18 protein-coding genes are annotated in these 22,147 nt (G+C 63.8%); 6 read left to right on the forward strand and 12 right to left on the reverse strand.

Annotation, left to right across the window (positions count from 1 at the left end; genetic code table 11):
• Window positions 1-2 precede the first annotated feature (2 nt).
• The 8 genes from greA to grpE all read right to left on the reverse strand — a co-directional run bounded on the left by greA (window position 3) and on the right by grpE (window position 10,411).
• Window positions 3-479, reverse strand: coding sequence for a transcription elongation factor GreA (greA, locus tag FAS41_RS17705; RefSeq protein WP_015478940.1), 477 nt, complete (start codon window positions 477-479; stop codon window positions 3-5).
• Window positions 476-3,697 (reverse strand): carbamoyl-phosphate synthase large subunit, encoded by a 3,222-nt coding sequence (carB, locus tag FAS41_RS17710; RefSeq protein ID WP_138524516.1) that lies wholly within the window; start codon window positions 3,695-3,697, stop codon window positions 476-478. Before carB ends, greA begins: the two co-directional genes overlap by 4 nt.
• Before the next feature lie 19 nt (window positions 3,698-3,716).
• On the reverse strand, window positions 3,717-4,370 hold the full coding sequence (gene leuE, locus FAS41_RS17715) for a leucine efflux protein LeuE (RefSeq protein WP_138524518.1): 654 nt from the start codon (window positions 4,368-4,370) through the stop codon (window positions 3,717-3,719).
• A gap of 28 nt (window positions 4,371-4,398) precedes the next feature.
• Window positions 4,399-5,535 carry a glutamine-hydrolyzing carbamoyl-phosphate synthase small subunit gene (gene carA, locus FAS41_RS17720; RefSeq protein WP_138524520.1) on the reverse strand — a complete coding sequence of 379 codons (1,137 nt, stop codon included), beginning with the start codon at window positions 5,533-5,535 and terminating at the stop codon, window positions 4,399-4,401.
• A gap of 188 nt (window positions 5,536-5,723) precedes the next feature.
• Window positions 5,724-6,530 carry a 4-hydroxy-tetrahydrodipicolinate reductase gene (gene dapB / locus FAS41_RS17725; protein ID WP_138524522.1) on the reverse strand — a complete coding sequence of 269 codons (807 nt, stop codon included), beginning with the start codon at window positions 6,528-6,530 and terminating at the stop codon, window positions 5,724-5,726.
• Window positions 6,531-6,587: 57 nt separating this feature from the next.
• Window positions 6,588-7,718 carry a molecular chaperone DnaJ gene (gene dnaJ, locus FAS41_RS17730; protein ID WP_038803372.1) on the reverse strand — a complete coding sequence of 377 codons (1,131 nt, stop codon included), beginning with the start codon at window positions 7,716-7,718 and terminating at the stop codon, window positions 6,588-6,590.
• Between the two features lie 122 nt (window positions 7,719-7,840).
• Complete coding sequence (dnaK, locus tag FAS41_RS17735) at window positions 7,841-9,757, reverse strand: molecular chaperone DnaK (protein WP_045216722.1); 1,917 nt, start codon at window positions 9,755-9,757, stop codon at window positions 7,841-7,843.
• 90 nt (window positions 9,758-9,847) lie between these two features.
• Window positions 9,848-10,411 carry a nucleotide exchange factor GrpE gene (gene grpE, locus FAS41_RS17740; RefSeq protein ID WP_081520689.1) on the reverse strand — a complete coding sequence of 188 codons (564 nt, stop codon included), beginning with the start codon at window positions 10,409-10,411 and terminating at the stop codon, window positions 9,848-9,850.
• Window positions 10,412-10,611: 200 nt separating this feature from the next.
• Here grpE and recN point away from each other — a divergent pair, with 200 nt between their 5' ends.
• Window positions 10,612-12,288, forward strand: coding sequence for a DNA repair protein RecN (gene recN, locus FAS41_RS17745; RefSeq protein ID WP_138524524.1), 1,677 nt, complete (start codon window positions 10,612-10,614; stop codon window positions 12,286-12,288).
• Window positions 12,289-12,360: 72 nt separating this feature from the next.
• On the opposite strand, the gene fur is transcribed toward recN, so the two are convergent.
• Window positions 12,361-12,765 (reverse strand): ferric iron uptake transcriptional regulator, encoded by a 405-nt coding sequence (gene fur / locus FAS41_RS17750; RefSeq protein ID WP_009613072.1) that lies wholly within the window; start codon window positions 12,763-12,765, stop codon window positions 12,361-12,363.
• Between the two features lie 96 nt (window positions 12,766-12,861).
• Between fur and FAS41_RS17755 the strand changes: the two genes are divergently transcribed.
• On the forward strand, window positions 12,862-13,398 hold the full coding sequence (locus FAS41_RS17755) for an outer membrane protein assembly factor BamE (protein ID WP_138524526.1): 537 nt from the start codon (window positions 12,862-12,864) through the stop codon (window positions 13,396-13,398).
• Between the two features lie 89 nt (window positions 13,399-13,487).
• Here FAS41_RS17755 and FAS41_RS17760 read toward each other — a convergent pair whose 3' ends face one another.
• A complete protein-coding gene (locus FAS41_RS17760) occupies window positions 13,488-13,796 on the reverse strand; it encodes an RnfH family protein (RefSeq protein ID WP_138524528.1) in 309 nt (102 codons plus the stop codon).
• Window positions 13,789-14,223, reverse strand: coding sequence for a type II toxin-antitoxin system RatA family toxin (locus tag FAS41_RS17765; protein ID WP_138524530.1), 435 nt, complete (start codon window positions 14,221-14,223; stop codon window positions 13,789-13,791). Before FAS41_RS17765 ends, FAS41_RS17760 begins: the two co-directional genes overlap by 8 nt.
• Window positions 14,224-14,377: 154 nt before the next feature.
• Here FAS41_RS17765 and smpB point away from each other — a divergent pair, with 154 nt between their 5' ends.
• The gene (smpB, locus tag FAS41_RS17770; RefSeq protein WP_017518965.1) at window positions 14,378-14,857 is read left to right on the forward strand and encodes an SsrA-binding protein SmpB; all 480 of its coding nucleotides are present in this window, start codon (window positions 14,378-14,380) and stop codon (window positions 14,855-14,857) included.
• Between the two features lie 37 nt (window positions 14,858-14,894).
• On the opposite strand, the gene FAS41_RS17775 is transcribed toward smpB, so the two are convergent.
• Entirely contained in the window at window positions 14,895-15,671 is a 777-nt protein-coding gene (locus FAS41_RS17775; protein WP_138524532.1) for an FCD domain-containing protein, read from the reverse strand.
• 356 nt (window positions 15,672-16,027) lie between these two features.
• Between FAS41_RS17775 and FAS41_RS17780 the strand changes: the two genes are divergently transcribed.
• The 3 genes from FAS41_RS17780 to FAS41_RS17790 all read left to right on the forward strand — a co-directional run bounded on the left by FAS41_RS17780 (window position 16,028) and on the right by FAS41_RS17790 (window position 22,003).
• Window positions 16,028-17,704 (forward strand): lactate permease LctP family transporter, encoded by a 1,677-nt coding sequence (locus tag FAS41_RS17780; RefSeq protein ID WP_138524534.1) that lies wholly within the window; start codon window positions 16,028-16,030, stop codon window positions 17,702-17,704.
• Window positions 17,705-17,863: 159 nt separating this feature from the next.
• Window positions 17,864-19,009: an FMN-dependent L-lactate dehydrogenase LldD gene (gene lldD / locus FAS41_RS17785; protein WP_138524536.1), complete on the forward strand. Its 1,146-nt coding sequence runs from the start codon at window positions 17,864-17,866 to the stop codon at window positions 19,007-19,009.
• A 171-nt stretch (window positions 19,010-19,180) separates the two neighbouring features.
• Window positions 19,181-22,003 carry an FAD-binding and (Fe-S)-binding domain-containing protein gene (locus tag FAS41_RS17790; RefSeq protein WP_138524538.1) on the forward strand — a complete coding sequence of 941 codons (2,823 nt, stop codon included), beginning with the start codon at window positions 19,181-19,183 and terminating at the stop codon, window positions 22,001-22,003.
• Window positions 22,004-22,147: the final 144 nt, after the last annotated feature.

A 22,147-nucleotide genomic window follows, 5' to 3' on the forward strand; every position in this document is an offset into this window, starting at 1 on the left:
GATCAGGCGTGGCGGACTTCAACGATCTCGTACTCGACGTCACCACCCGGAGTCTTGACCAGAACGGCGTCGCCTTCGGTCTTGCCGATCAGCGCACGGGCGATCGGCGAGTTGACCGAGATCTTGCTGTTCTTGATGTCCGCCTCGTCGTCGCCGACGATCTGGTAGGTCACCGTCTCGTCGGTCTCGACGTTGGCGATATCGACGGTGGTGCCGAAGATCACCTTGCCGCTGTGCGGAATGGTGGTCACGTCGATGATCTGCGCGTTGGACAGCTTGGCCTCGATGTCGCGGATGCGAGCCTCGGACATGCCCTGCTGTTCACGAGCCGCGTGATACTCGGCGTTTTCCTTGAGGTCGCCCAGCTCACGCGCTTCGGCGATGGCCTGGGTGATCTGCGGGCGCAGAACGGTCTTCAGGTGTTTCAGCTCTTCTTCCAGGGCGCGAGCGCCCTGGACGGTCATTGGAAATTTGCTCATGCGTTGATCCCTGCATGGAGATCCTGCAGACGGCGAACGGTCTTCTCGGGACCGAACTTGAGCGCCTCACAGATCGCCTGCCCAGCCGCAATGGTGGTGGTGCAGTAGATCTTGTGCTGCAGGGCGTTACGACGGATGGAGTACGAGTCAGCGATGGACTGGCGGCCCTCGGTGGTGTTGATGATCAAGGTGACTTCGTCATTCTTGATCATGTCGACCACGTGAGGACGGCCCTCGGTCACCTTGTTCACACGGCGTACCGGCAGACCGGCAGCCTCGATCACCTTGGCCGTGCCGGCGGTGGCAACGACCTCGAAGCCCAGCGCGACCAGGTCGCGGGCGACCTGAACGGCTTGCGGCTTGTCGTCCTCGCGGACGCTGATGAAGGCGCAACCGGCGTTCGGCAGGATTTCGCTGGCACCCAGCTGGGCTTTTGCGAAGGCCTCACCGAAGCTGTCGCCGACACCCATCACCTCGCCAGTGGACTTCATCTCTGGGCCGAGGATCGGGTCGACACCGGGGAACTTGGCGAACGGGAACACCGCTTCCTTGACGCTATAGTACGGCGGGATCACCTCCTGGGTGAAGCCGACTTCGGCCAGGGACTTGCCAGCCATGACGCGGGCCGCAACTTTCGCCAGCGATTCGCCGATGCACTTGGAGACGAACGGCACGGTACGGGACGCGCGCGGGTTCACCTCGATCACGTAGATATCTTCGCCCTGAACGGCCATCTGCACGTTCATCAGGCCGACCACGCCGAGCTCCAGGGCCATCTTCTTGACCTGCTCACGAATCTCGTCCTGGATGTGCTGCGGCAGCGAGTAAGGCGGCAGCGAGCAGGCGGAGTCACCGGAGTGCACGCCAGCCTGTTCGATGTGCTGCATGATCGCGCCGATCACCACAGTCTCACCGTCGCACACTGCGTCGATATCGACTTCGATGGCGCAGTTCAGGAAGCGATCCAGCAGCACCGGGCTGTCGTTGGAAACCTTCACGGCTTCGCGCATGTAGCGCTTGAGCTCTTCTTCCTGGTAGACGATTTCCATCGCACGGCCGCCCAGTACATAGGACGGGCGAACCACCATCGGGTAACCGATGTTCTTCGACAGCTCCAGGGCCTGGTCTTCGCTGCGCGCGGTGGCGTTGGCCGGCTGACGCAGGTTCAGGCGCTGAACCATCTGCTGGAAGCGCTCGCGATCTTCCGCGCGGTCGATGGCGTCGGGGCTGGTGCCGATGATCGGTACACCGGCTTCTTCCAGGGCACGGCAGAGCTTCAGCGGGGTCTGGCCGCCGTACTGCACGATGACGCCCTTGGGCTGCTCGACGCGGACGATTTCCAGCACGTCTTCCAGGGTCACCGGCTCGAAGTACAGGCGGTCGGAAGTGTCGTAGTCGGTGGAGACGGTCTCCGGGTTGCAGTTGACCATGATGGTCTCGTAACCGTCTTCACGCATGGCCAGCGCGGCGTGTACGCAGCAGTAGTCGAACTCGATGCCCTGGCCGATACGGTTCGGACCGCCGCCCAGGATCATGATCTTGTCGCGAGTCGACGGATTGGCTTCGCACTCTTCCTCGTAGGTCGAGTACATGTAGGCGGTGTCGGTGGCGAACTCGGCGGCGCAGGTATCGACGCGCTTGTAGACCGGCAGCACCTTGAGCTTGTGGCGGTGGTTGCGCAGGTTCTTCTCGGTCACGCCGAGCAGGGTGGCCAGGCGCGCATCGGAGAAGCCCTTGCGCTTGAGCTTGAGCATCAGGTCGCGGTCGATCGCGGACAGGCCCAGGGTCTTGACGCGCTCTTCGTCCTTGACCAGGTCTTCGATCTGCACCAGGAACCACTCGTCGATGCGGGTCAGGTCGAAGACTTCGGCAATGCTCTTGCCGGCGCGGAAGGCGTCGGCGACGTACCAGATGCGGTCGGCATTGGGCACGGTCAGCTCGCGCTTGAGGATGCTCTCGGCTTCCGGGTTGCTCAGGTCGAGCTTCGGATCAAAACCGGTGGCGCCGACTTCCAGGCCGCGCAGAGCTTTCTGCACGGACTCCTGGAAGGTGCGGCCGATAGCCATGACTTCACCCACGGATTTCATCTGGGTGGTCAGGCGGGCGTCGGCTTTCGGGAATTTCTCGAAGGCGAAACGCGGGATCTTGGTGACGACGTAGTCGATCGCCGGCTCGAAGGACGCCGGGGTGCGACCGCCGGTGATGTCGTTCTGCAGTTCGTCGAGGGTATAGCCGACAGCCAGCTTGGCGGCGATCTTGGCGATCGGGAAGCCGGTGGCCTTGGAAGCCAGCGCCGAGGAACGCGATACACGCGGGTTCATCTCGATCACGACCATGCGGCCAGTGTTCGGGCAGATGCCGAACTGCACGTTGGAACCGCCGGTTTCCACGCCGATCTCACGCAGCACCGCCAGCGAGGCGTTGCGCATGATCTGGTATTCCTTGTCAGTCAGGGTCTGCGCCGGCGCTACGGTGATCGAGTCACCGGTGTGCACGCCCATCGGGTCGAAGTTCTCGATGGCGCAGACGATGATGCAGTTGTCCTTCTTGTCGCGGACAACCTCCATCTCGTATTCCTTCCAGCCGATCAGCGATTCGTCGATCAGCAGCTCGTTGGTCGGCGACAGGTCCAGGCCGCGGGTGCAGATCTCTTCGAATTCTTCACGGTTGTAGGCGATGCCGCCGCCGGTGCCGCCCATGGTGAAGGACGGACGGATGATGCACGGGAAGTTGACCTTCTCCAGCACACCGTAGGCTTCTTCCATGGTGTGTGCGATGCCCGAGCGCGGGCAGGCCAGGCCGATGTCACGCATGGCCTTGTCGAAGCGCGAACGGTCTTCGGCCTTGTCGATGGTGTCGGCGTTGGCGCCGATCATTTCCACGCCGAACTGCTCGAGCACGCCGTGGCGCTCCAGGTCCAGGGCGCAGTTCAGGGCAGTCTGGCCGCCCATGGTCGGCAGCAGCGCGTCAGGGCGCTCCTTCTCGATGATCTTGGCGACGGTCTGCCACTTGATCGGCTCGATGTAGGTGGCGTCGGCCATGGCCGGGTCGGTCATGATGGTGGCCGGGTTGGAGTTCACCAGGATGACACGGAAGCCTTCTTCCTTCAGGGCCTTGCAGGCCTGTGCGCCGGAGTAGTCGAACTCGCAGGCCTGGCCGATGACGATCGGGCCGGCGCCGAGGATCAGGATGCTCTTGATGTCTGTACGCTTGGGCATGGGACTCTCGTTGCAATATTCAGGAAAGGGTTGCGCTGGCCAGCTTCACGCCAAAGCCGACAAACAGGGCGCCGACGCCGCTAGAAGCGCCGGCAGCCAGCCGTTGCCGCCGACGGAACCAGGCCGCCAGACGCACACCGGAGAAAATCAGGAAGCTCAGGTAAAGGGCGCTGATGATCTCGAGGATCGTGCCCAGTACCAGGAACGACAGGCCGGGATAGGCGTAACCCGGGTCGACGAACTGGATGAAGAAGGAAATGAAGAAGAGGATCGCCTTGGGATTGGACAGGCTCAGCAGCAACGCCTTGCGGAACGGCTGGTTGACGTCCACTTCCTTGGACGGCGCGGCGGCCGCTTCCAGCGGGTGGCGCAGCTTCTGCCAGCCACCACGGAGCATGCCGATGCCCAGATAGAACAGGTAGGCGGCGCCGACGTACTTCAACCCCAGGAACAGCATGGGCTCAGCCTTGAGGACCGAGGCGATGCCCAGTGCCGACAGGAACATCAGGATCGCATCGCCGAGGAACACCGCGCTCGCCGCCCGGTAGCCCGAGGCCACGCCGCGCTGGGCGGCGGTGGCGAGGACGAACAGCGAGTTCGGCCCCGGCAGCAGGACGATGAACAACGTACCCAGGACGTAGGTCCAGAGGTCGGTGATTCCCAGGGTCGGCATCATCTTCTTTCCCTCTTCGAGCTCGGACTCAGCGGCGCTCGGCCATCGCCGCAATGAAGCGGTCGAACAACGGAGCCACGTCGTGCGGACCAGGGCTGGCTTCCGGGTGGCCCTGGAAACTGAAGGCCACCTTGTCGGTGCGCTCGACGCCCTGCAGGGTGCCGTCGAACAGCGACTTGTGGGTAGCGCGCAGGTTGCTTGGCATGCTCGCCTCGTCCACAGCGAAACCATGGTTCTGGCTGGTGATCATCACCACGCCCGAATCCAGGTCCTGCACCGGGTGGTTGGCGCCATGGTGGCCGTGGCCCATTTTCACAGTCTTGGCGCCGGAAGCCAGGGCCAGCAGCTGGTGACCCAGGCAGATACCGAAGATCGGCGTCTCGGTGTCGAGGAACTCGCGGATGGCCTGGATGGCGTAGTCGCACGGCTCGGGGTCGCCAGGGCCGTTGGAAAGGAAGATGCCGTCCGGGTTCAGGGCCAACACTTCACTCGCCGGGGTCTGCGCCGGAACGACGGTCAGGCGGCAACCACGGGCGACCAGCATGCGCAGGATGTTCAGCTTCACGCCGAAGTCGTAGGCGACCACGTGGTACGGCAGGTCGGCGGCGGCGATTTCCGGGTGGCTATCGGTTTCCAGGCTCCAGACGCTGGAGCGCCACTCGTACTTCTCGGTGGAAGACACGACCTTGGCCAGGTCCATGCCTTTCAGGCCCGGGAAGCCGCGCGCCAGTTCGAGGGCTTTTTCCTCGGTGGCGTCGTCGCCAGCCAGGATGCAGCCGTTCTGCGAACCCTTTTCGCGCAGGATGCGAGTCAGGCGACGGGTGTCGATGCCAGCGATGGCAACGGTGCCGTTCTCTTTCAGGTAATCCGGCAGGGACTGCTTGTCGCGCCAGCTGCTGGACAGCAGCGGCAGGTCACGGATGATCAGGCCGGCGGCCCAGACCTTGTTCGACTCGGCGTCTTCCGGCGTGGTGCCGGTGTTGCCGATGTGCGGGTAGGTCAGGGTGACGATCTGTTGGGCGTAGGAAGGATCGGTAAGGATTTCCTGGTAGCCGGTCATGGCGGTGTTGAACACCACCTCTCCGACGGTCTGGCCGTCGGCGCCGATGGCTTCACCGCGAAAAACGCTGCCGTCGGCAAGTGCAAGTATGGCTGGCTTAGTCAAGAAGACCTCCCGTAGTTCAAGCCTGGCTGGGCGTGCGCAGATTGTAAAAAAGCGGGATGACATCAGAAGAAGTCATCCCGCTTTTTATGTGATTCATGCTGCGCTGCTTTTAGTGGACACACTAAAGCTGTAGTTTACAGAAATGCGACATCATGGTCCACCTTTTGCACGACGTACGGCCATGCCGCTCAGCGCAGGCCGAGAACATCCTGCATGTCATACAGGCCGTTGGCCTGCCCTTCCAGCCACTGCGCAGCACGTACGGCGCCACGAGCGAAGGTCATGCGGCTCGAGGCCTTGTGAGTGATTTCCACGCGCTCGCCATCGGCGGCGAACAGTACCGTGTGATCACCCACCACATCACCAGCACGCACAGTGGCGAAGCCGATGGTCTCGCGCGGGCGTGCGCCGGTCTGACCTTCGCGACCGTACACGGCCACTTTTTCCAGATCACGACCCAGCGCATTGGCAACCACTTCGCCCATGCGCAGCGCGGTGCCGGACGGAGCATCGACCTTGTGGCGGTGGTGCGCCTCGAGGATCTCGATATCCACGTCATCACCCAGCACACGAGCGGCAGTGTCGAGCAGCTTCAGGCAGAGGTTCACGCCGACGCTGTAGTTGGCCGCGAAGACAATGGGGATATCCTTCGCCGCCTCGCTCAGCAGTTCCTTCTCCGCCGCGGAGAAGCCAGTGGTACCGATAACCATGGCCTTGCCAGCCTTGCGGCAGACTTCCAGGCTCTTCAGGGTTACAGTCGGATGAGTAAAGTCGATCAGCACGTCGAACTCGTCGACCACCTTGACCAGGTCGCCCGACAGCGGCACGCCGATACGGCCCAGGCCGGCCAGCTCGCCAGCGTCAGCGCCGACCAGCGTACTGTCCGGGCGGTCGACCGCCGCAGTCAGGCCTGCGCTGCCATTGGTCTGCTGGACAGCTTCAATCAGGGTCTTGCCCATGCGCCCGGCGGCGCCCATTACGGCTATACGTCGCATATAAAACAGCTCCCAGCTAAAAAAGCCCCGGACGACTCGCATCGCCGGGGCCCTGCATCATAGATCGTCGAAGAAGCGCTTCATGCCCTCGAACCAGCCACTGGCCTTGGGCGAGTTGGAAGAGTTGCCCTGCAGGGTACCGCGAAACTCTTCCAGGAGTTCGCGCTGACGCTTGTCCAACTGCACAGGCGTCTCCACGACCACGCGGCACATCAGGTCGCCGGCACCACCACCACGCACCGGGGCAACGCCCTTGCCGCGCAGACGGAACAGCTTGCCGGTCTGAGTACCCTCGGGAATCTTCAGCTTCACGCGACCATCCAGGGTCGGCACTTCCAACTCGCCGCCCAGAGCGGCATCGGCGAAGCTGATCGGTACTTCGCAGTACAGATGCTTGCCGTCGCGCTGGAAGATGTCGTGCTCGCGCACATTCACCACCACGTACAGGTCGCCCGCCGGGCCACCATGAGCGCCAGCTTCGCCTTCGCCGGTCAGGCGGATGCGATCACCGGTATCGACGCCGGCCGGCACTTTCACCGACAGGGTCTTGTGCTCTTCCACCCGGCCCTGGCCATGGCAGGAACCACAGGGGTCGGTGATCATCTTGCCGCTGCCATGGCAACGCGGGCAGGTCTGCTGCACCGAGAAGAAGCCCTGCTGCATGCGTACCTGGCCGATACCACCACAAGTGGTACAGGTGACCGGCGTGGTGCCGGGCTTGGCGCCGCTGCCGCTGCAGGTCTTGCAGCCGACCAGGGTGGGAACGCGAATGGTCACGGTGGTGCCGCGAACCGCATCTTCCAGGTCGAGATCGAGGGTATAGCGCAGGTCCGCGCCGCGGGCCGGGCCGCCACGGGAACCGCCGCGACCGCCGCCACCCCCGAAGAAATCACTGAAGACATCACCGAAGATGTCCGAGAAGCTCGCGCCGCCGAAGCCAGCACCGCCGCCACCCATCTGCGGGTCGACGCCGGCATGGCCGTACTGGTCGTAAGCCGCGCGCTTGCTGGCGTCGGACAGGACCTCGTACGCCTCGTTGGCCTCCTTGAATTTATCCTCGGCCTCCTTGTCGCCGGGATTGCGGTCCGGGTGGAACTTCATGGCGAGCCGGCGATAGGCCTTCTTCAGGTCCGCTTCGCTGGCGCCGCGCTCGACACCCAGTACCTCGTAAAAATCACGTTTGGCCATAACTTTCCTGCACTCTAAAAACCGTTCCCCCAGACACGCCAACGCGGGAGCAAGCCCCCGCGTGACGTTTCATGCGCACCGACACGCTGGTCGGTGCGCCGGAGCGGAAGCAAGCACGCGGCTTACTTGTTCTCCTTGACCTCTTCGAACTCGGCGTCGACGACATCGTCGCCAGCCTTGTCGTCAGCGGCCTCGCCCTGAGCGGCAGCACCCGGCTGCGGCTGTTCGGCATACATCTTCTGCGCCAGCGGAGTGGATGCCTGGGACAGCGCATTCATCTTCGCTTCGATCTCGGCCTTGTCGTCGCCCTTCACGGCAACTTCCAGCTCGCCGAGAGCTTTCTCGATGGCGGCTTTCTCTTCGGCAGTAGCCTTGTCGCCAGCCTCGGTGACCATCTTGCGAGTCGCGTGGACCAGCGCATCACCCTGGTTGCGGGCAGCGGCCAGTTCCTCGAACTTGCGGTCTTCCTCGGCATTCGCCTCGGCGTCGCGGACCATCTGCTGGATCTCGTCTTCGGACAGACCCGAGGAAGCCTTGATCACGATGGACTGCTGCTTGCCGGTGGCCTTGTCTTTCGCGCCGACGTGCAGGATGCCGTTGGCGTCGATGTCGAAGGTCACTTCGATCTGCGGCACACCACGCGGAGCCGGCGGGATGTCGGCCAGGTCGAACTTGCCCAGCGACTTGTTCTGGCCGGCCTGCTTGCGCTCGCCCTGCAGAACATGGATGGTCACGGCGCCCTGGTTGTCATCGGCAGTGGAGAACACCTGCGATTTCTTGGTCGGAATGGTGGTGTTCTTGTCGATCAGCGCGGTCATCACGCCACCAAGGGTTTCGATACCCAGGGTCAGCGGGGTGACGTCGAGAAGCAGCACGTCCTTCACATCGCCGGCCAGTACGGCGCCCTGGATGGCAGCACCCATGGCAACAGCTTCGTCCGGATTGACGTCCTTGCGCGCTTCCTTGCCAAAGAACTCGGCAACGGTCTTCTGTACCAGCGGCATGCGGGTCTGGCCGCCGACCAGGATCACTTCGTCGATCTTCGACACGTCCAGGCCTGCGTCTTTCAGCGCAACGCGGCACGGCTCGATGGTGCGGGTGACCAGGTCTTCCACCAGGGATTCCAGCTTGGCGCGGGAAACCTTGACGTTCAGGTGTTTCGGGCCGCTGGCGTCAGCAGTGACGTACGGCAGGTTGACGTCGGTCTGCTGGGTCGAGGACAGCTCGATCTTGGCCTTCTCGGCCGCTTCCTTCAGACGCTGCATGGCCAGAGGGTCGCCCTTCAGGTCCATGCCGGACTCTTTCTTGAACTCCTCGACGAGGTAGTCGATCAGGCGCAGGTCGAAGTCTTCACCACCGAGGAAGGTGTCGCCGTTGGTGGCCAGCACTTCGAACTGGTGCTCGCCATCGACTTCGGCGATTTCGATCACGGACACGTCGAAGGTACCGCCACCCAGGTCGTAGACGATGATGGTGTGATCACCTTTCGCCTTGTCCAGGCCATAGGCCAGCGCGGCCGCGGTCGGTTCGTTGATGATGCGCTTGACGTCCAGACCGGCGATGCGGCCGGCGTCCTTGGTGGCCTGACGCTGGCTGTCGTTGAAGTAGGCCGGAACGGTGATGACCGCTTCAGTGACCGGCTCGCCCAGGTAGTCCTCGGCAGTCTTCTTCATCTTCTTCAGGACTTCGGCAGAGACCTGCGGCGGAGCCATCTTCTGGCCCTTGGCTTCGACCCAGGCGTCACCGTTGTCAGCCTTGACGATCTTGTACGGCACCATCTTGATGTCTTTCTGCACGACGTCTTCTTCGAAGCGACGGCCGATCAGGCGCTTCACTGCGTACAGGGTGTTGGTCGGGTTGGTCACAGCCTGGCGCTTCGCCGGCTGACCTACCAGGATTTCACCGTCGTTGGCGTAGCCGATGATCGACGGGGTGGTACGAGCGCCTTCGGCGTTCTCGATGACCTTGACGTTACCGTTCTCCAGGATGGACACACAGGAGTTGGTGGTCCCCAGGTCGATACCAATGATTTTGCCCATAGTTCACTCTCCAGAAATTAGATTCCGCGCTGACCCTGTTGCGGGTCTTTGGCTCGGTTGATTACCCAGATGGGGACCGGGTGGTGGATTTCAAGCCTTCTCGTCGATCGAAGGCGGGGTTTGTTCCGGTGCCTTGCTGACCACGACCATGGCCGGACGCAGCAGACGACCGTTGAGCAGATAACCCTTCTGGAACACCTTGACCACGCTGCCCGGCTCGAGGCGGATGCTCTCTTCCATGGCCATGGCCTGGTGGTGTTCGGGGTTGAATGGCTCGCCGTGCGGGTCGACCGGCTCGAGGTTGTAGCGCTTCAAGGTGTCGTGGAACATCTTCAGCGTCAGCTCGATGCCTTCGCGCATCGGCTTGATCACTTCATCTTCCGGGTTCGACATCTCCAGCGCGCGCTCGAGGGTATCGACGATCGGCAGCAAGTCGCCGGCGAATTTCTCCAGGGCGAACTTGTGCGCCTTCTCCACGTCCTGCTCGGCACGGCGGCGGACGTTCTGCAACTCGGCAACGGCGCGCAGGCTCTGGTCCTTCGCCGCGGCTACCTGCTCTTCCAGTTCCAGCACGCGGGCGTTCAGATCCCCGGTAGCGCCGGTGTCCGGCTGCTCGTTGAACTGGGAATCCTGAGTCTGTTGTTCGTCAGACATGCCACTCTCCTAAAAAGAAAATAAGCCTTTGAAAACAAGGCGAACCCAATGGTCCGCGGCTCTGCCGTGTATATGGGGCGCCTTTCTCCGACTTCAAGGGCATGACTTCAAGGACACACCCCTCACAGGCGACGAGGGAGAATTGCCAGCGGCAAAAAATACTGTATAAATAACCAGACTTATCTGCGGAGCCGCCGCCCATGCTGGTTCATCTGTCCGTGCACAACTACGCCATCGTCGAGCACCTCGATCTCGAGCTCGCCGCCGGCATGACCGTGATCACCGGCGAAACCGGCGCCGGCAAGTCGATCATGCTCGACGCCCTCGGTCTCGCCCTCGGCGACCGAGCCGACAGCGGCGTCGTACGCCCCGGGTCCGACAAGGCAGACATTCTCGCCAGCTTCGATGTCAGTGCGATTGCTGAAGCCTGCGACTGGCTCGCCGAGCGCGACCTGGAGCAGGACGGTCCGTGTATCCTGCGCCGGGTGATCACCGCCGAAGGCCGCTCCCGCGCCTACATCAACGGCACGCCCTGCCCGCTGGGCGATCTCAAGCACCTGGGCGAGCTGCTGATCGATATCCACAGCCAGCACGAACACCAGTCGCTGCTCAAGTCCGACACCCACCGCCGCCTGCTCGACGAATTCGCCGGCAGCCAGGACCTGGCGCGCCAGGTGCACCTGGCCGCGCAGCGCTGGAGGCAGACCCGCCAGGAGCTGGACCGCCTGTCGCGCAATGGCGACGAGCAACGCGCCCGCCATCAGTTGCTCAGCTACCAGCTCGAGGAGCTGGAAAACCTCGGCCTGGGCGACAACGAACTGGAGTCGCTGGAAGCCGAACACAAGACCCAGAGCAACGCCGGCAGCCTGATCGCCGCTTGCCGCCAGGTCGTCGATCTCTGCAGTGAAAGCGATGCCGGCAACGTGCTGTCGGCACTGACCTCCAGCCTCAACCGCCTCACAGCCTTCCAGACCCAACCAACTGCGCTGGGCGAGGCGGTGAACCTGCTGTCCAGTGCGCAGATCCAGGTGGAAGAAGCCATCGGCGAGCTGAACCGCTTCGTCGACCACTTCGACGCCGACCCCATGCGCCTTCAGCAACTGGAAGAGCGCATGGACGCCATCTACAGCCTCGCCCGCAAACACCGCGTGCAGCCGCACGAACTGCAGGATTTGCAGCAACGCCTACTGGACGAACTGGAAGCGCTGAACGCCGACGACGAAGCCGTGGAGCGCCTGGGCGACGAACTGTCCGCCTACGCTCGCCACTATCAGGAGAAGGCCGACGAGCTCAGCCGCATTCGCCAGGATGCCGCGCCGAAGCTGGCCAAAGCCGTGGAAGTGGAGATGCAGCGGCTCGGCATGCCCGGCGGGCGTTTCGCCATCGAACTGCGCCAGTCCAGCTCGGACGAACCTCAGGTCAGCGGCCTGGAGCAGCTGGAATTCCTCGTCAGCGCCAACCCCGGCCAACCGATGAAGGGCCTGGCCAAGGTCGCCTCGGGCGGCGAATTGTCGCGCATCAGTCTGGCGATCCAGGTGATCACCGCGCAGACCTCACGCACTCCCACACTGGTCTTCGACGAAGTGGATGTCGGCATTGGCGGCCCCACCGCCGAAGTGGTCGGCCAGCTGCTGCGCCGCCTCGGTGATCGCGGCCAGGTACTGACCGTCACCCACCTGCCGCAGGTCGCTGCCCAGGGCCACCAGCACCTGTTCGTGCACAAGGACCGCGACACCAGCGAAACCCGTACCGCCGTGGCCAACCTGAAGAAGGCCGAACGCATCGAAGAAATCGCCCGCATGCTCGGCGGCGTCGATCTGACCAAGGAATCCCTGGCCCACGCGCGCAAGATGGTGGACTCGGCCGTACAAGGCTGACCTGCCAGCATTTGAAACCCGCGCAAATGAAAACGGCGACCCGAAGGTCGCCGTTTCTGCTGATGCGTGCGCTTACTTCTTCTTGCGCACGTACAGCACCAGGTTGTGATCGACGAGCTCGAAACCGCGCTCCTTGACGATCTCCTTCTGGCGTTTCTCGATTTCCGAGTCCATGAACTCGATGACTTCGCCGGTATCGACGCAGACCATGTGGTCATGGTGACCGCTGTCGGCCAGTTCGAAGACGGCATGGCCGCCGTCGAAGTTGTGGCGCACCACCAGGCCGGCGGCTTCGAACTGGGTCAGGACGCGGTAGACAGTGGCCAGACCAACGTCCTCACCCGCCTCCATCAGCGCTTTGTAAACATCCTCTGCGCTCATGTGGCGCTGCTCGGCGGAATCGAGCATCTGGAGGATCTTGACGCGCGGCAGTGTGACCTTCAGTCCGGCTTTGCGCAGTTCGCTATTTTCAACCATGTGTGCTTTCTCGGCGCGGAATGCTTCGCAGCATCTCTCAATACAGGTATGATCGGGATTTCGTCGCTCAGCCAAGATAGTGGAAGTCACCCCTTGATGCAAAACGCCAAGCTCATGCTGACCAGTCTCGCTTTCGGGCTGGGACTCGCCGCACTCGCCGGTTGCTCGTTCCCGGGGGTCTACAAGATCGACATCCAGCAGGGCAACGTTGTAACGCAGGATATGATAGACCAGTTGAAGCCCGGAATGACCCGGCGCCAAGTACGGTTTATCATGGGCAACCCCCTGATCGTGGACACCTTCCACCCCAACCGCTGGGACTATCTCTACAGCATCCAGCCGGGCGGCGGTCAGCGCCAGCAGGAGCGCATGAGCCTGTTCTTCGGTGAAAACGACCAGTTGATCGGCCTCAACGGCGACTTCATGCCCGGCGTGAGCCGCGACGAGTCTATCCTCGGCAAGGACGGCGTCACCCCGCCGCTGGCCCCGGAGGCGCCGCAACAGCAGCCCGAACAGCCCAAGGAAGAACCGGCCAAGCCCGGCTCCGTGGAAGAACAGATCCAGAAGGAAGTCGACCAGGTGGAAACCGTGCCGGTCCCGACCCCGGAACCGCTGGACAAGGATCCGCAGTAAGGGATCCGCTCCAACGAAAAAGCCCGGCCAATGCCGGGCTTTTTGTTGCCTGCGCTTTCATCCCATGAGAATCATGCATCGCACAGCAATCAGCCGCGCGCCGCCTTGGCTCGCGCGGCCCGCTGTTTCCGCACTTCCTTGGGATCGGCGATCAAAGGCCGATAGATCTCCACCCGCTCGCCCTCCTCCAGCACACGCTCCTCGGGCCTGGCTACCGCCTTGCCGAAAATACCCAGCGGGCAGCTCTGCACATCCAGACCGGGAAATTGCGCGGCAATACCGGACAGAAGCACAGCCTCGCGCATCCGCGTCCCTCGAGGGACACTCAGGCGCAGCAGCACCTGCTTCTCCGGCAAGGCATAGACGACTTCGATGGCGATGTTCGCGGACTCAGCCATGCAGCTGCTTGGCACGCTGACAGAAGGCGTCGACCATGGTGTTCGCCGCCTGGGTGAACAGCGGGCCCAGGGTGGCCTTCACCAGCGCACCGGCGTAGTCGAAGGTCAGGTCGAGGGAAATCTTGCAGGCCTTGTCACCCAGCGCCTTGAAAGTCCACACGCCGTGCAGCTGGGTGAAAGGGCCCTCCTCGAGGTTCATCTCGATGCTCTGCCCGGGCACCAGCACGTTGCGGGTGGTGAAGCGTTGGGTAATGCTGCCCTTGGCCACGGTCAGCTCGGCGCGCATGGCCGTATCGCTTGCCTCCAGCACGGTGGAGGCGGAACACCAGGGCAGGAACTCCGGGTAGCGCGCCACATCGTTGACCAGGTCGTACAGCGCCTTCGCCGGATAGGGCAGCAGCGCCGAACGCTGGATATGCGTGCTCATAGACGTCTCGCTTGGTTGTGGGGCGTTTCATACGCCCGCTGCTCAAAAAAACAGCGCGCATTGTCCGAGATTAGCCACACACCCTCAAGCTTGCATGCCGTCACACGCTGTCCCGATAGCGGCGCGGCGAGCGACTCCCTATAATGCGCGGCCTATGGCTAAACAGAAGAAACACCCTTCGGGGACCATCGCGCAGAACAAGAAGGCTCTGCACGACTACTTCATCGAGCAGCGCTTCGAGGCAGGTGTCGCCCTGGCCGGCTGGGAAGTGAAAAGCCTGCGCGCCGGCAAGGCGCAGCTGGTGGACAGCTACGTGCTGCTCAAGGATGGCGAAGCCTGGCTGCTGGGCAGCCACATCACGCCGCTGACCACTGCCAGCACGCACGTCATCGCCGACCCGGTGCGCACGCGCAAGTTGCTGCTGCACAAGCGCGAGCTGGGCAAGCTGTTCGGTGCCGTGCAGCAGAAGGGCTACGCCTGCGTCGCGCTGTCGATGTACTGGAAGAAGCACCTGATCAAGTGCGAGATCGCACTGGCCAAGGGCAAGAAAGAGTACGACAAGCGCGGCACCGAGAAGGAGCGTGACTCCGACCGGGAAATCCAGCGCGCCATTCGCCACGGCAAGGACGACTGAAGTCCTTTCGCGCCCTCCCACGAGGGCGCGTTGCCTATCAGGCGTCTGCCGTACCCTGGCGTCGCTGCGCCCGTTGCAGGCGCAACTCCTTCGCCTGGACCTCGGCCAGCACTTCCTGCACGTAGTCGATATGCCGCTGGGAAATCTCCCGCGCCGCTTCCGCGTGCCCGCCGATAATCGCCTCGTACAACTCGCGGTGCTGACGCATCAGCTGCTCGCGGGTCTCGTCGCGCTGCGCGTACATTCCGCCGATATTGGTCACCACATTGCGCTTGAGCAGGTCGAACAGGCCACGAATGGTGTGCAGCAGCACGGCATTGTGGCTGGCCTCGGCGATGGCCAGGTGGAAGGCTGCGTCCGCCGCGCCCTCTTCCGCACGACTGACCTTGCCCACACGCAGGTAACAGTCCTGCAACGCATCGAACGCCTGCCTCAGTCGCTGGTGGTCCACCTCGGTCGCACGCTGCGCCGCGTAGTAGGCGCAGGAGCCTTCCAGGGTGTGGCGAAACTCCAGCAGGTCGCGCTGCGCCTCCGGGTTGCTCTCCAGCAAGTGCAGTAGCGGATCGCTGAACATCGAGCCCAAGCCTTCGCTGACGTAGTTGCCACCGCCCTGCCGGCTGACCAGCAGCCCCTTGGCGCCGAGCTTCTGGATTGCTTCACGCAGCGAAGGCCGTGACACGCCGAACTGTTCGGCCAGCACGCGCTCGGCGGGCAGCCGTTCGCCCGCCTTGAGGGTGCCCTCGAGGATCATCGCCTCCAGCCGCTCGACGATGTCGTCCGACAGACGGCGCTGCTTGACCTGACCAAAACTCATGCTCGTGAACCCTCTCGCCTCTCACTCTGGAGCTGCGCTCCAGGCCGCGACCTGAACAGCGCGCGGCAGCCTAACCAGTACCGCCGCCAGCAACAAGACCAATTCGCCTTCCCGATCACGCTCGACAAAAGTCGCAGGGCAGCAAATTGACAGGTCGCCAGCAGGGCTTTTACCCTGAGCGCTCGGCCTTGTAAATTGGTCTTACCAATTTACCGGAAGTCGAATTGCACGACAACAGGTTCACAAAAACACAAGCCGCGATCAGTCGACCGTCTGCCCAGGCGCCACAAGCGCATCGGAATCGCCCGACCGGCAACCAGGCCCTCCACCCAAAAACAATTAGGGAGCCAAACCAGATGCAAACCTGGCAGCAGATCTACACCCCGCTCGGCAGCCTCGGCCTGTCCGCGCTGGTCGCCGTCATTCCGATCGTGTTCTTCTTCCTCGCCCTCGCCGTGTTCCGCCTCAAGGGCCACGTCGCCGGCAGCATCACCCTCGCCCTCTCGATCATCATCGCCATCGCCGCCTTCGGCATGCCTGCCGACATGGCCATCGCCGCCGCCGGTTATGGCTTCGCCTATGGCCTGTGGCCGATCGCCTGGATCATCGTCGCGGCGGTGTTCCTCTACAAACTCACGGTCAAGAGTGGCCAGTTCGAGGTGATCCGCAGCTCAGTGCTGTCGATCACCGGCGACCAGCGCCTGCAGGTGCTGCTGATCGGCTTCTCCTTCGGCGCCTTCCTCGAAGGTGCGGCCGGCTTCGGCGCCCCGGTGGCGATCACCGCCGCCCTGCTGGTCGGCCTGGGCTTCAACCCGCTGTACGCCGCGGGCCTGTGCCTGATCGCCAATACCGCGCCGGTAGCCTTCGGCGCCCTGGGCATCCCGATCATCGTCGCAGGCCAGGTCACCGGCATCGACGCCTTCAAGATCGGCGCCATGACCGGCCGCCAGCTGCCCTTCCTGTCGATCCTCGTGCCGTTCTGGCTGGTGTTCATGATGGACGGCTTCAAGGGCGTGAAAGAAACCTGGCCGGCCGCCCTGGTTGCCGGCGGCAGCTTCGCCATCACCCAGTACTTCACCTCCAACTTCATCGGCCCGGAACTGCCGGATATCACCTCCGCCCTGGTCAGCCTGATTTCCCTGACCCTCTTCCTCAAGGTCTGGCAACCTGCCGGCGAGCGAGAAGTGGTCGCCGCCGCTGGCGGCACTGCCGTCATGGGCGGCAACGGCCCGCGCAGCGCCGAGCCGACGCCCTACAGCTTCGGCGAGATCCTCAAGGCCTGGTCGCCCTTCCTGGTGCTGACGGTACTCGTCACCATCTGGACCCTGAAACCGTTCAAGGCGCTCTTTGCGCCGGGCGGCGCGCTGTACAACCTGGTGTTCAACTTCTCCATCCCGCACCTGGACCAACTGGTGGTGAAGACCGCCCCCATCGTCGCCAACCCGACACCGATCGCCGCCGTGTTCAAACTGGACCCGGTATCGGCCACCGGCACCGCGATCTTCTTCTCCGCCGTGATCTCGATGTTCATCCTGCGCATCGGTGCGAAAACTGGTCTGACCACATTCAAGGAAACCCTGCTCGAGCTGAAATGGCCGATCCTCTCCATCGGCATGGTGCTGGCCTTCGCCTTCGTCACCAACTACTCGGGCATGTCCACCACCCTGGCGCTGGTCCTGGCGGGCACTGGCGCGGCGTTCCCGTTCTTCTCGCCGTTCCTGGGCTGGCTGGGCGTGTTCCTGACCGGTTCGGATACGTCCTCCAACGCGCTGTTCAGCTCGCTGCAAGCCACCACCGCGCACCAGATCGGCGTCAATGACACCTTGCTGGTGGCCGCCAATACCAGCGGCGGCGTGACCGGCAAGATGATCTCGCCGCAATCCATCGCCGTCGCCTGCGCCGCGACCGGCATGGTGGGCAAGGAATCCGACCTGTTCCGCTTCACCCTCAAGCACAGCCTGATGTTCGCCGCCATGGTGGGTCTGATCACCCTGGCCCAGGCCTACATCTTCACCGGCATGCTGGTTCACTAAGGGAGTCATCGCCGCTGCGCCGTTCACAGGTTGAACGGCGCAGCGGCCGGCCCAAGCGGCACGCGCGACTGCAGCGAACCCGGTAAACGTCTAGTTTGTTCTGGGTTCCTGCCGTCACCGTGACGCCTTAATCGACAGACCCTCACCGATGGGACGCCCATGATCATTTCTGCCTCTACCGACTACCGCGCCGCCGCCCAGCGCAAGCTGCCGCCATTCCTCTTCCACTATGCCGACGGCGGCGCCTACGCCGAGCGCACCCTGCGCAACAACGTCGACGACCTGGCCAACATCGCCCTGCGCCAGCGCGTGCTGAAGAACATGTCCGAGCTGAGCCTGGAGACGATGCTGTTCGGCGAGAAGCTGAACATGCCCATCGCCCTGGCCCCGGTCGGCCTGACCGGCATGTATGCCCGCCGCGGCGAAGTGCAGGCTGCCCGCGCGGCCGCCGCCAAGGGCATCCCCTTCACGATGTCCACGGTGTCCGTCTGCCCGATCGAGGAAGTCGCTCCGGCCATCGACCGGCCCATGTGGTTCCAGTTGTATGTGCTCAAGGACCGCGGCTTCATGCGCAATGCCCTGGAGCGCGCCAAGGCCGCTGGCGTGAAGACCCTGGTGTTCACCGTCGACATGCCGGTGCCCGGTGCCCGCTACCGCGACGCCCATGCCGGCATGAGCGGCCCGAACGCGCCGCTGCGTCGCGTCTGGCAGGCCATGACCCACCCGTCCTGGGCGCTCGATGTCGGCCTGCTGGGCAAGCCCCACGATCTGGGCAACATCTCCAAGTACCGCGGCAACCCCACCGGCCTGGCCGACTACATCGGCTGGCTGGGTGCCAACTTCGACCCGTCGATCTCCTGGAAGGACCTGGAGTGGATTCGCGAATTCTGGGACGGCCCGATGATCATCAAGGGCATCCTTGATCCGGAAGACGCCAAGGATGCGGTGAAATTCGGCGCCGACGGTATCGTCGTGTCCAACCACGGCGGCCGCCAGCTCGACGGCGTGCTCTCCAGCGCCCGCGCCCTGCCGGCGATCGCCGACGCAGTGAAGGGCGACCTGAAGATCCTCGCCGACTCCGGCATCCGCAACGGCCTGGACGTGGTCCGCATGATTGCCCTCGGCGCCGACACCGTGCTCATCGGCCGTGCTTTCCTCTACGCCCTGGCGACCCATGGCGAAGCCGGCGTGAAGAATCTGCTGGACCTGTTCGAGAAGGAAATGCGCGTGGCGATGGTGCTCACTGGCGCCAAATCCATCAGCGAGATCACCCGCGACTCGCTGGTACGCGAGTTGGGGCAGTAAACGCTCTGCTTTTGTAGAAGCGAGCTTGCTCGCGAACCGGGCCGGCACGAAGCTGCGCAGGTTCGCAAGCAAGCTCGCTCCTACAGGAAGAGCGCGCTCCGGCGCGTTCGATAAAAGAACACCGATGGGCCGTCCAGCGGCCCACGCTCACCGATGATGAATGGAGCCGCCATGAGCCTCCCTGCCGCCTTCCTCGACACGGTAGAACACCTGATCCCCCGTGAGCGCCGCTTCGACGATCCGCTCTCGACCCTGGCCTTCGGCACCGACGCCAGCTTCTATCGGCTGATTCCCAAGCTGGTGATCCGCGTCGAGAACGAAGACGAAGTCGCTTCCCTGCTCAAGTCCGCTCATGCCAATCAGGTGGCGGTGACCTTCCGCGCTGCGGGCACCAGCCTCTCCGGCCAGGCCGTGAGCGACTCGGTGCTGCTGGTGCTGGGTGACAACTGGAACGGCCGCGACATCCGCGAGGGCGGCACGCAGATTCGCCTGCAGCCCGGCGTCATCGGCGCCCAGGCCAACGCCTGGCTCGCTCCGTTCGGCCGCAAGATCGGCCCGGACCCGGCATCGATCAACGCTTGCAAGATCGGCGGGATCGTCGCCAACAATGCCAGCGGCATGTGCTGCGGCACCGCGCAGAACAGCTACCACACCCTGGCCGGCATGCGCCTGCTGCTGGCCGACGGTACGTTGCTGGACAGCGAGCTACCCGGTAGCGTCGCGGCCTTCCGCGAAAGCCACGGCGCGCTGCTCAACCACCTCGCCGAACTGGGCCGGCAAACCCGCGCCAACACCGAGCTCGCCGCGAAAATCCGCCACAAGTACCGCCTGAAGAACACCACTGGCCTGTCACTGAACGCACTGGTCGACTACGACGAGCCGCTGGATATCCTCACCCACCTGATGGTCGGCTCCGAGGGCACCCTGGGCTTCATCAGTGCGGTGACTTACGACACCGTGCCGGACCACCCGAACAAGGCCAGCGCGCTGATCGTCTTCCCTGACGTGGAGACCTGCTGCAAGGCAGTGACCGTGCTCAAGCAGCAGCCAGTGTCTGCCGTGGAGCTGCTGGACCGCCGCAGCCTGCGCTCGGTGGAAAACATGCAGGGCATGCCGGTGTGGGTGAAGAGTCTCTCCGAAGGCGCCTGTGCGCTGCTCATCGAGTCCCGTGCCGCGACCCAGTCGCTGCTGCATGAACAGCTCGCGCAGATCAGCACCTCCATCGCCGATTACCCGGTGGAAAAACAGGTCGACTTCAGCGAAGACCCGGTGGTCTACAACCAGCTCTGGCGCATCCGCAAGGACACCTTCCCGGCCGTCGGCGCGGTGCGCGAGACCGGTACCACGGTGATCATCGAGGACGTCACCTTCCCTGTCGAACAGCTGGCCGAAGGCGTGAACCGCCTGATCGAGCTGTTCGACAAGCACGGCTACGACGAGGCCATCCTGTTCGGCCACGCGCTGGAAGGGAACCTGCACTTCGTCTTCACCCAGGGCTTCGAATCGCCCGAGCAGGTAGCACGCTACTCGGCTTTCATGGACGACGTCGCGCACCTGGTCGCCGTGGAATACGGCGGCTCGCTCAAGGCCGAGCACGGCACCGGGCGCAACATGGCGCCCTTCGTCGAGCTGGAATGGGGCCATGACGCCTACCAGCTGATGTGGCAATTGAAACGTCTGCTCGACCCCACCGGCATCCTCAACCCGGGCGTGGTACTGACCGACGATCCGCAGCTGCACCTGAAGAACCTCAAGCCGCTGCCGGCCGCCGACGAGATCGTCGACAAGTGCATCGAGTGCGGCTTCTGCGAACCGGTCTGCCCGTCCAAGGGACTGACCCTCAGCCCGCGCCAGCGCATCGTCCTGTGGCGCGACATCCAGGCCAAGCGCCGCGCCGGCGTCGACACCACGGAGCTGGAGCGCGACTACCAGTACCAGGGCATCGACACCTGCGCCGCCACCGGCCTGTGCGCCCAGCGCTGCCCGGTGAACATCAACACCGGCGAGCTGATCCGCAAGCTGCGCGGCGTGGAAGCGCACCACGCCGGCACCGCCACCTGGCTGGCACGCAATTTCGCCACGGCGCTGAAAGGCGCGAAGTTCATGCTGCATGCCGCCAATGGCGCGCGCATCGTTCTGGGAGCGCCACGCCTCGCTCGCATCAGCGCCTCCATCAGCCACGCCAGCAAGGGCCGCGTGCCGCAGTGGACACCTGCCATGCCGCAGCCGGTGCGTCTCGCAGCTACGTCGCAACCTGTGGATAACGGCAAGCCGCGCGTCGTCTACCTGACCGCCTGCGTCTCCCGCGCCATGGGCCCGGCGGCGGCGGACGAGGAGCAGATGCCGCTGATCGAAAAGACCCGCCAATTGCTGGAGAAATCCGGCTACCAGGTGGTCTTCCCGGACAACGCCGATAACCTCTGCTGCGGCCAGCCGTTCGCCTCCAAGGGCTACAAGGAGCAGGCCGACGCCAAGCGCGACGAGCTGCTCGCCGAACTGCTGCGCGCCAGCCGTGGCGGCCTCGACCCGATCTACTGCGACACCAGCCCCTGCACGCTGCGCCTGGTGCAGGAGCTGGCGGACGACCGGCTGAAGATCTACGACCCGGTGAAGTTCATCCGCACGCACCTGGTCGAGCGTCTGGACTTCCAGCCGCAGGACAAGCCGGTGGCCGTCCACGTCACCTGCAGCACCCAGCACCTGGGCGAAAGCCAGGCGCTGATCGACCTGGTCAGACGCTGCACCCGCGAAGTAGTGATCCCCGAAGGTATCCACTGCTGCGGTTTTGCCGGCGACAAGGGTTTCACCACGCCCGAGCTGAACGCGCACTCGCTGCGCACGCTCAAGGAGGCTGTGCAGTACTGCGAGGAAGGCATCTCCACCAGCCGCACCTGCGAGATCGGCCTGTCCGCCCATGGCGGCATCGACTATCGCGGCGTGGTCTACCTGGTGGATCGCGTGACCCGCGCCCGCCCAACCGATACCCAACCGTAGGGCGGGTAACGCTTCCAGCGTTTTCCGCCGCCACCTCCGACGGCGGGCAGCCTGTTCCAGGTTATTCGCCCTACAACGCGTCTCACTCGTTAACTGCACCTTAATCCGCTGCCGCCACCCTCTGCCCGAAATGGGTGACGCCGG

It is taken from the genome of Pseudomonas nicosulfuronedens, assembly GCF_005877905.1.
Taxonomy (GTDB): Bacteria; Pseudomonadota; Gammaproteobacteria; order Pseudomonadales; family Pseudomonadaceae; genus Pseudomonas; species Pseudomonas nicosulfuronedens.

Excerpts from the sequence above, each read along its gene's own strand:
- greA (WP_015478940.1), bottom strand. The coding sequence starts at position 479 with ATGAGCAAATTTCCAATGACCGTCCAGGGCGCTCGCGCCCTGGAAGAA.
- carB (WP_138524516.1), bottom strand. The coding sequence starts at position 3,697 with ATGCCCAAGCGTACAGACATCAAGAGCATCCTGATCCTCGGCGCCGGC.
- leuE (WP_138524518.1), bottom strand. The coding sequence starts at position 4,370 with ATGCCGACCCTGGGAATCACCGACCTCTGGACCTACGTCCTGGGTACG.
- dapB (WP_138524522.1), bottom strand. The coding sequence starts at position 6,530 with ATGCGACGTATAGCCGTAATGGGCGCCGCCGGGCGCATGGGCAAGACC.
- dnaJ (WP_038803372.1), bottom strand. The coding sequence starts at position 7,718 with ATGGCCAAACGTGATTTTTACGAGGTACTGGGTGTCGAGCGCGGCGCC.
- dnaK (WP_045216722.1), bottom strand. The coding sequence starts at position 9,757 with ATGGGCAAAATCATTGGTATCGACCTGGGGACCACCAACTCCTGTGTG.
- grpE (WP_081520689.1), bottom strand. The coding sequence starts at position 10,411 with ATGTCTGACGAACAACAGACTCAGGATTCCCAGTTCAACGAGCAGCCG.
- recN (WP_138524524.1), top strand. The coding sequence starts at position 10,612 with ATGCTGGTTCATCTGTCCGTGCACAACTACGCCATCGTCGAGCACCTC.
- fur (WP_009613072.1), bottom strand. The coding sequence starts at position 12,765 with ATGGTTGAAAATAGCGAACTGCGCAAAGCCGGACTGAAGGTCACACTG.
- FAS41_RS17755 (WP_138524526.1), top strand. The coding sequence starts at position 12,862 with ATGCAAAACGCCAAGCTCATGCTGACCAGTCTCGCTTTCGGGCTGGGA.
- FAS41_RS17760 (WP_138524528.1), bottom strand. The coding sequence starts at position 13,796 with ATGGCTGAGTCCGCGAACATCGCCATCGAAGTCGTCTATGCCTTGCCG.
- FAS41_RS17765 (WP_138524530.1), bottom strand. The coding sequence starts at position 14,223 with ATGAGCACGCATATCCAGCGTTCGGCGCTGCTGCCCTATCCGGCGAAG.
- smpB (WP_017518965.1), top strand. The coding sequence starts at position 14,378 with ATGGCTAAACAGAAGAAACACCCTTCGGGGACCATCGCGCAGAACAAG.
- FAS41_RS17775 (WP_138524532.1), bottom strand. The coding sequence starts at position 15,671 with ATGAGTTTTGGTCAGGTCAAGCAGCGCCGTCTGTCGGACGACATCGTC.
- FAS41_RS17780 (WP_138524534.1), top strand. The coding sequence starts at position 16,028 with ATGCAAACCTGGCAGCAGATCTACACCCCGCTCGGCAGCCTCGGCCTG.
- lldD (WP_138524536.1), top strand. The coding sequence starts at position 17,864 with ATGATCATTTCTGCCTCTACCGACTACCGCGCCGCCGCCCAGCGCAAG.
- FAS41_RS17790 (WP_138524538.1), top strand. The coding sequence starts at position 19,181 with ATGAGCCTCCCTGCCGCCTTCCTCGACACGGTAGAACACCTGATCCCC.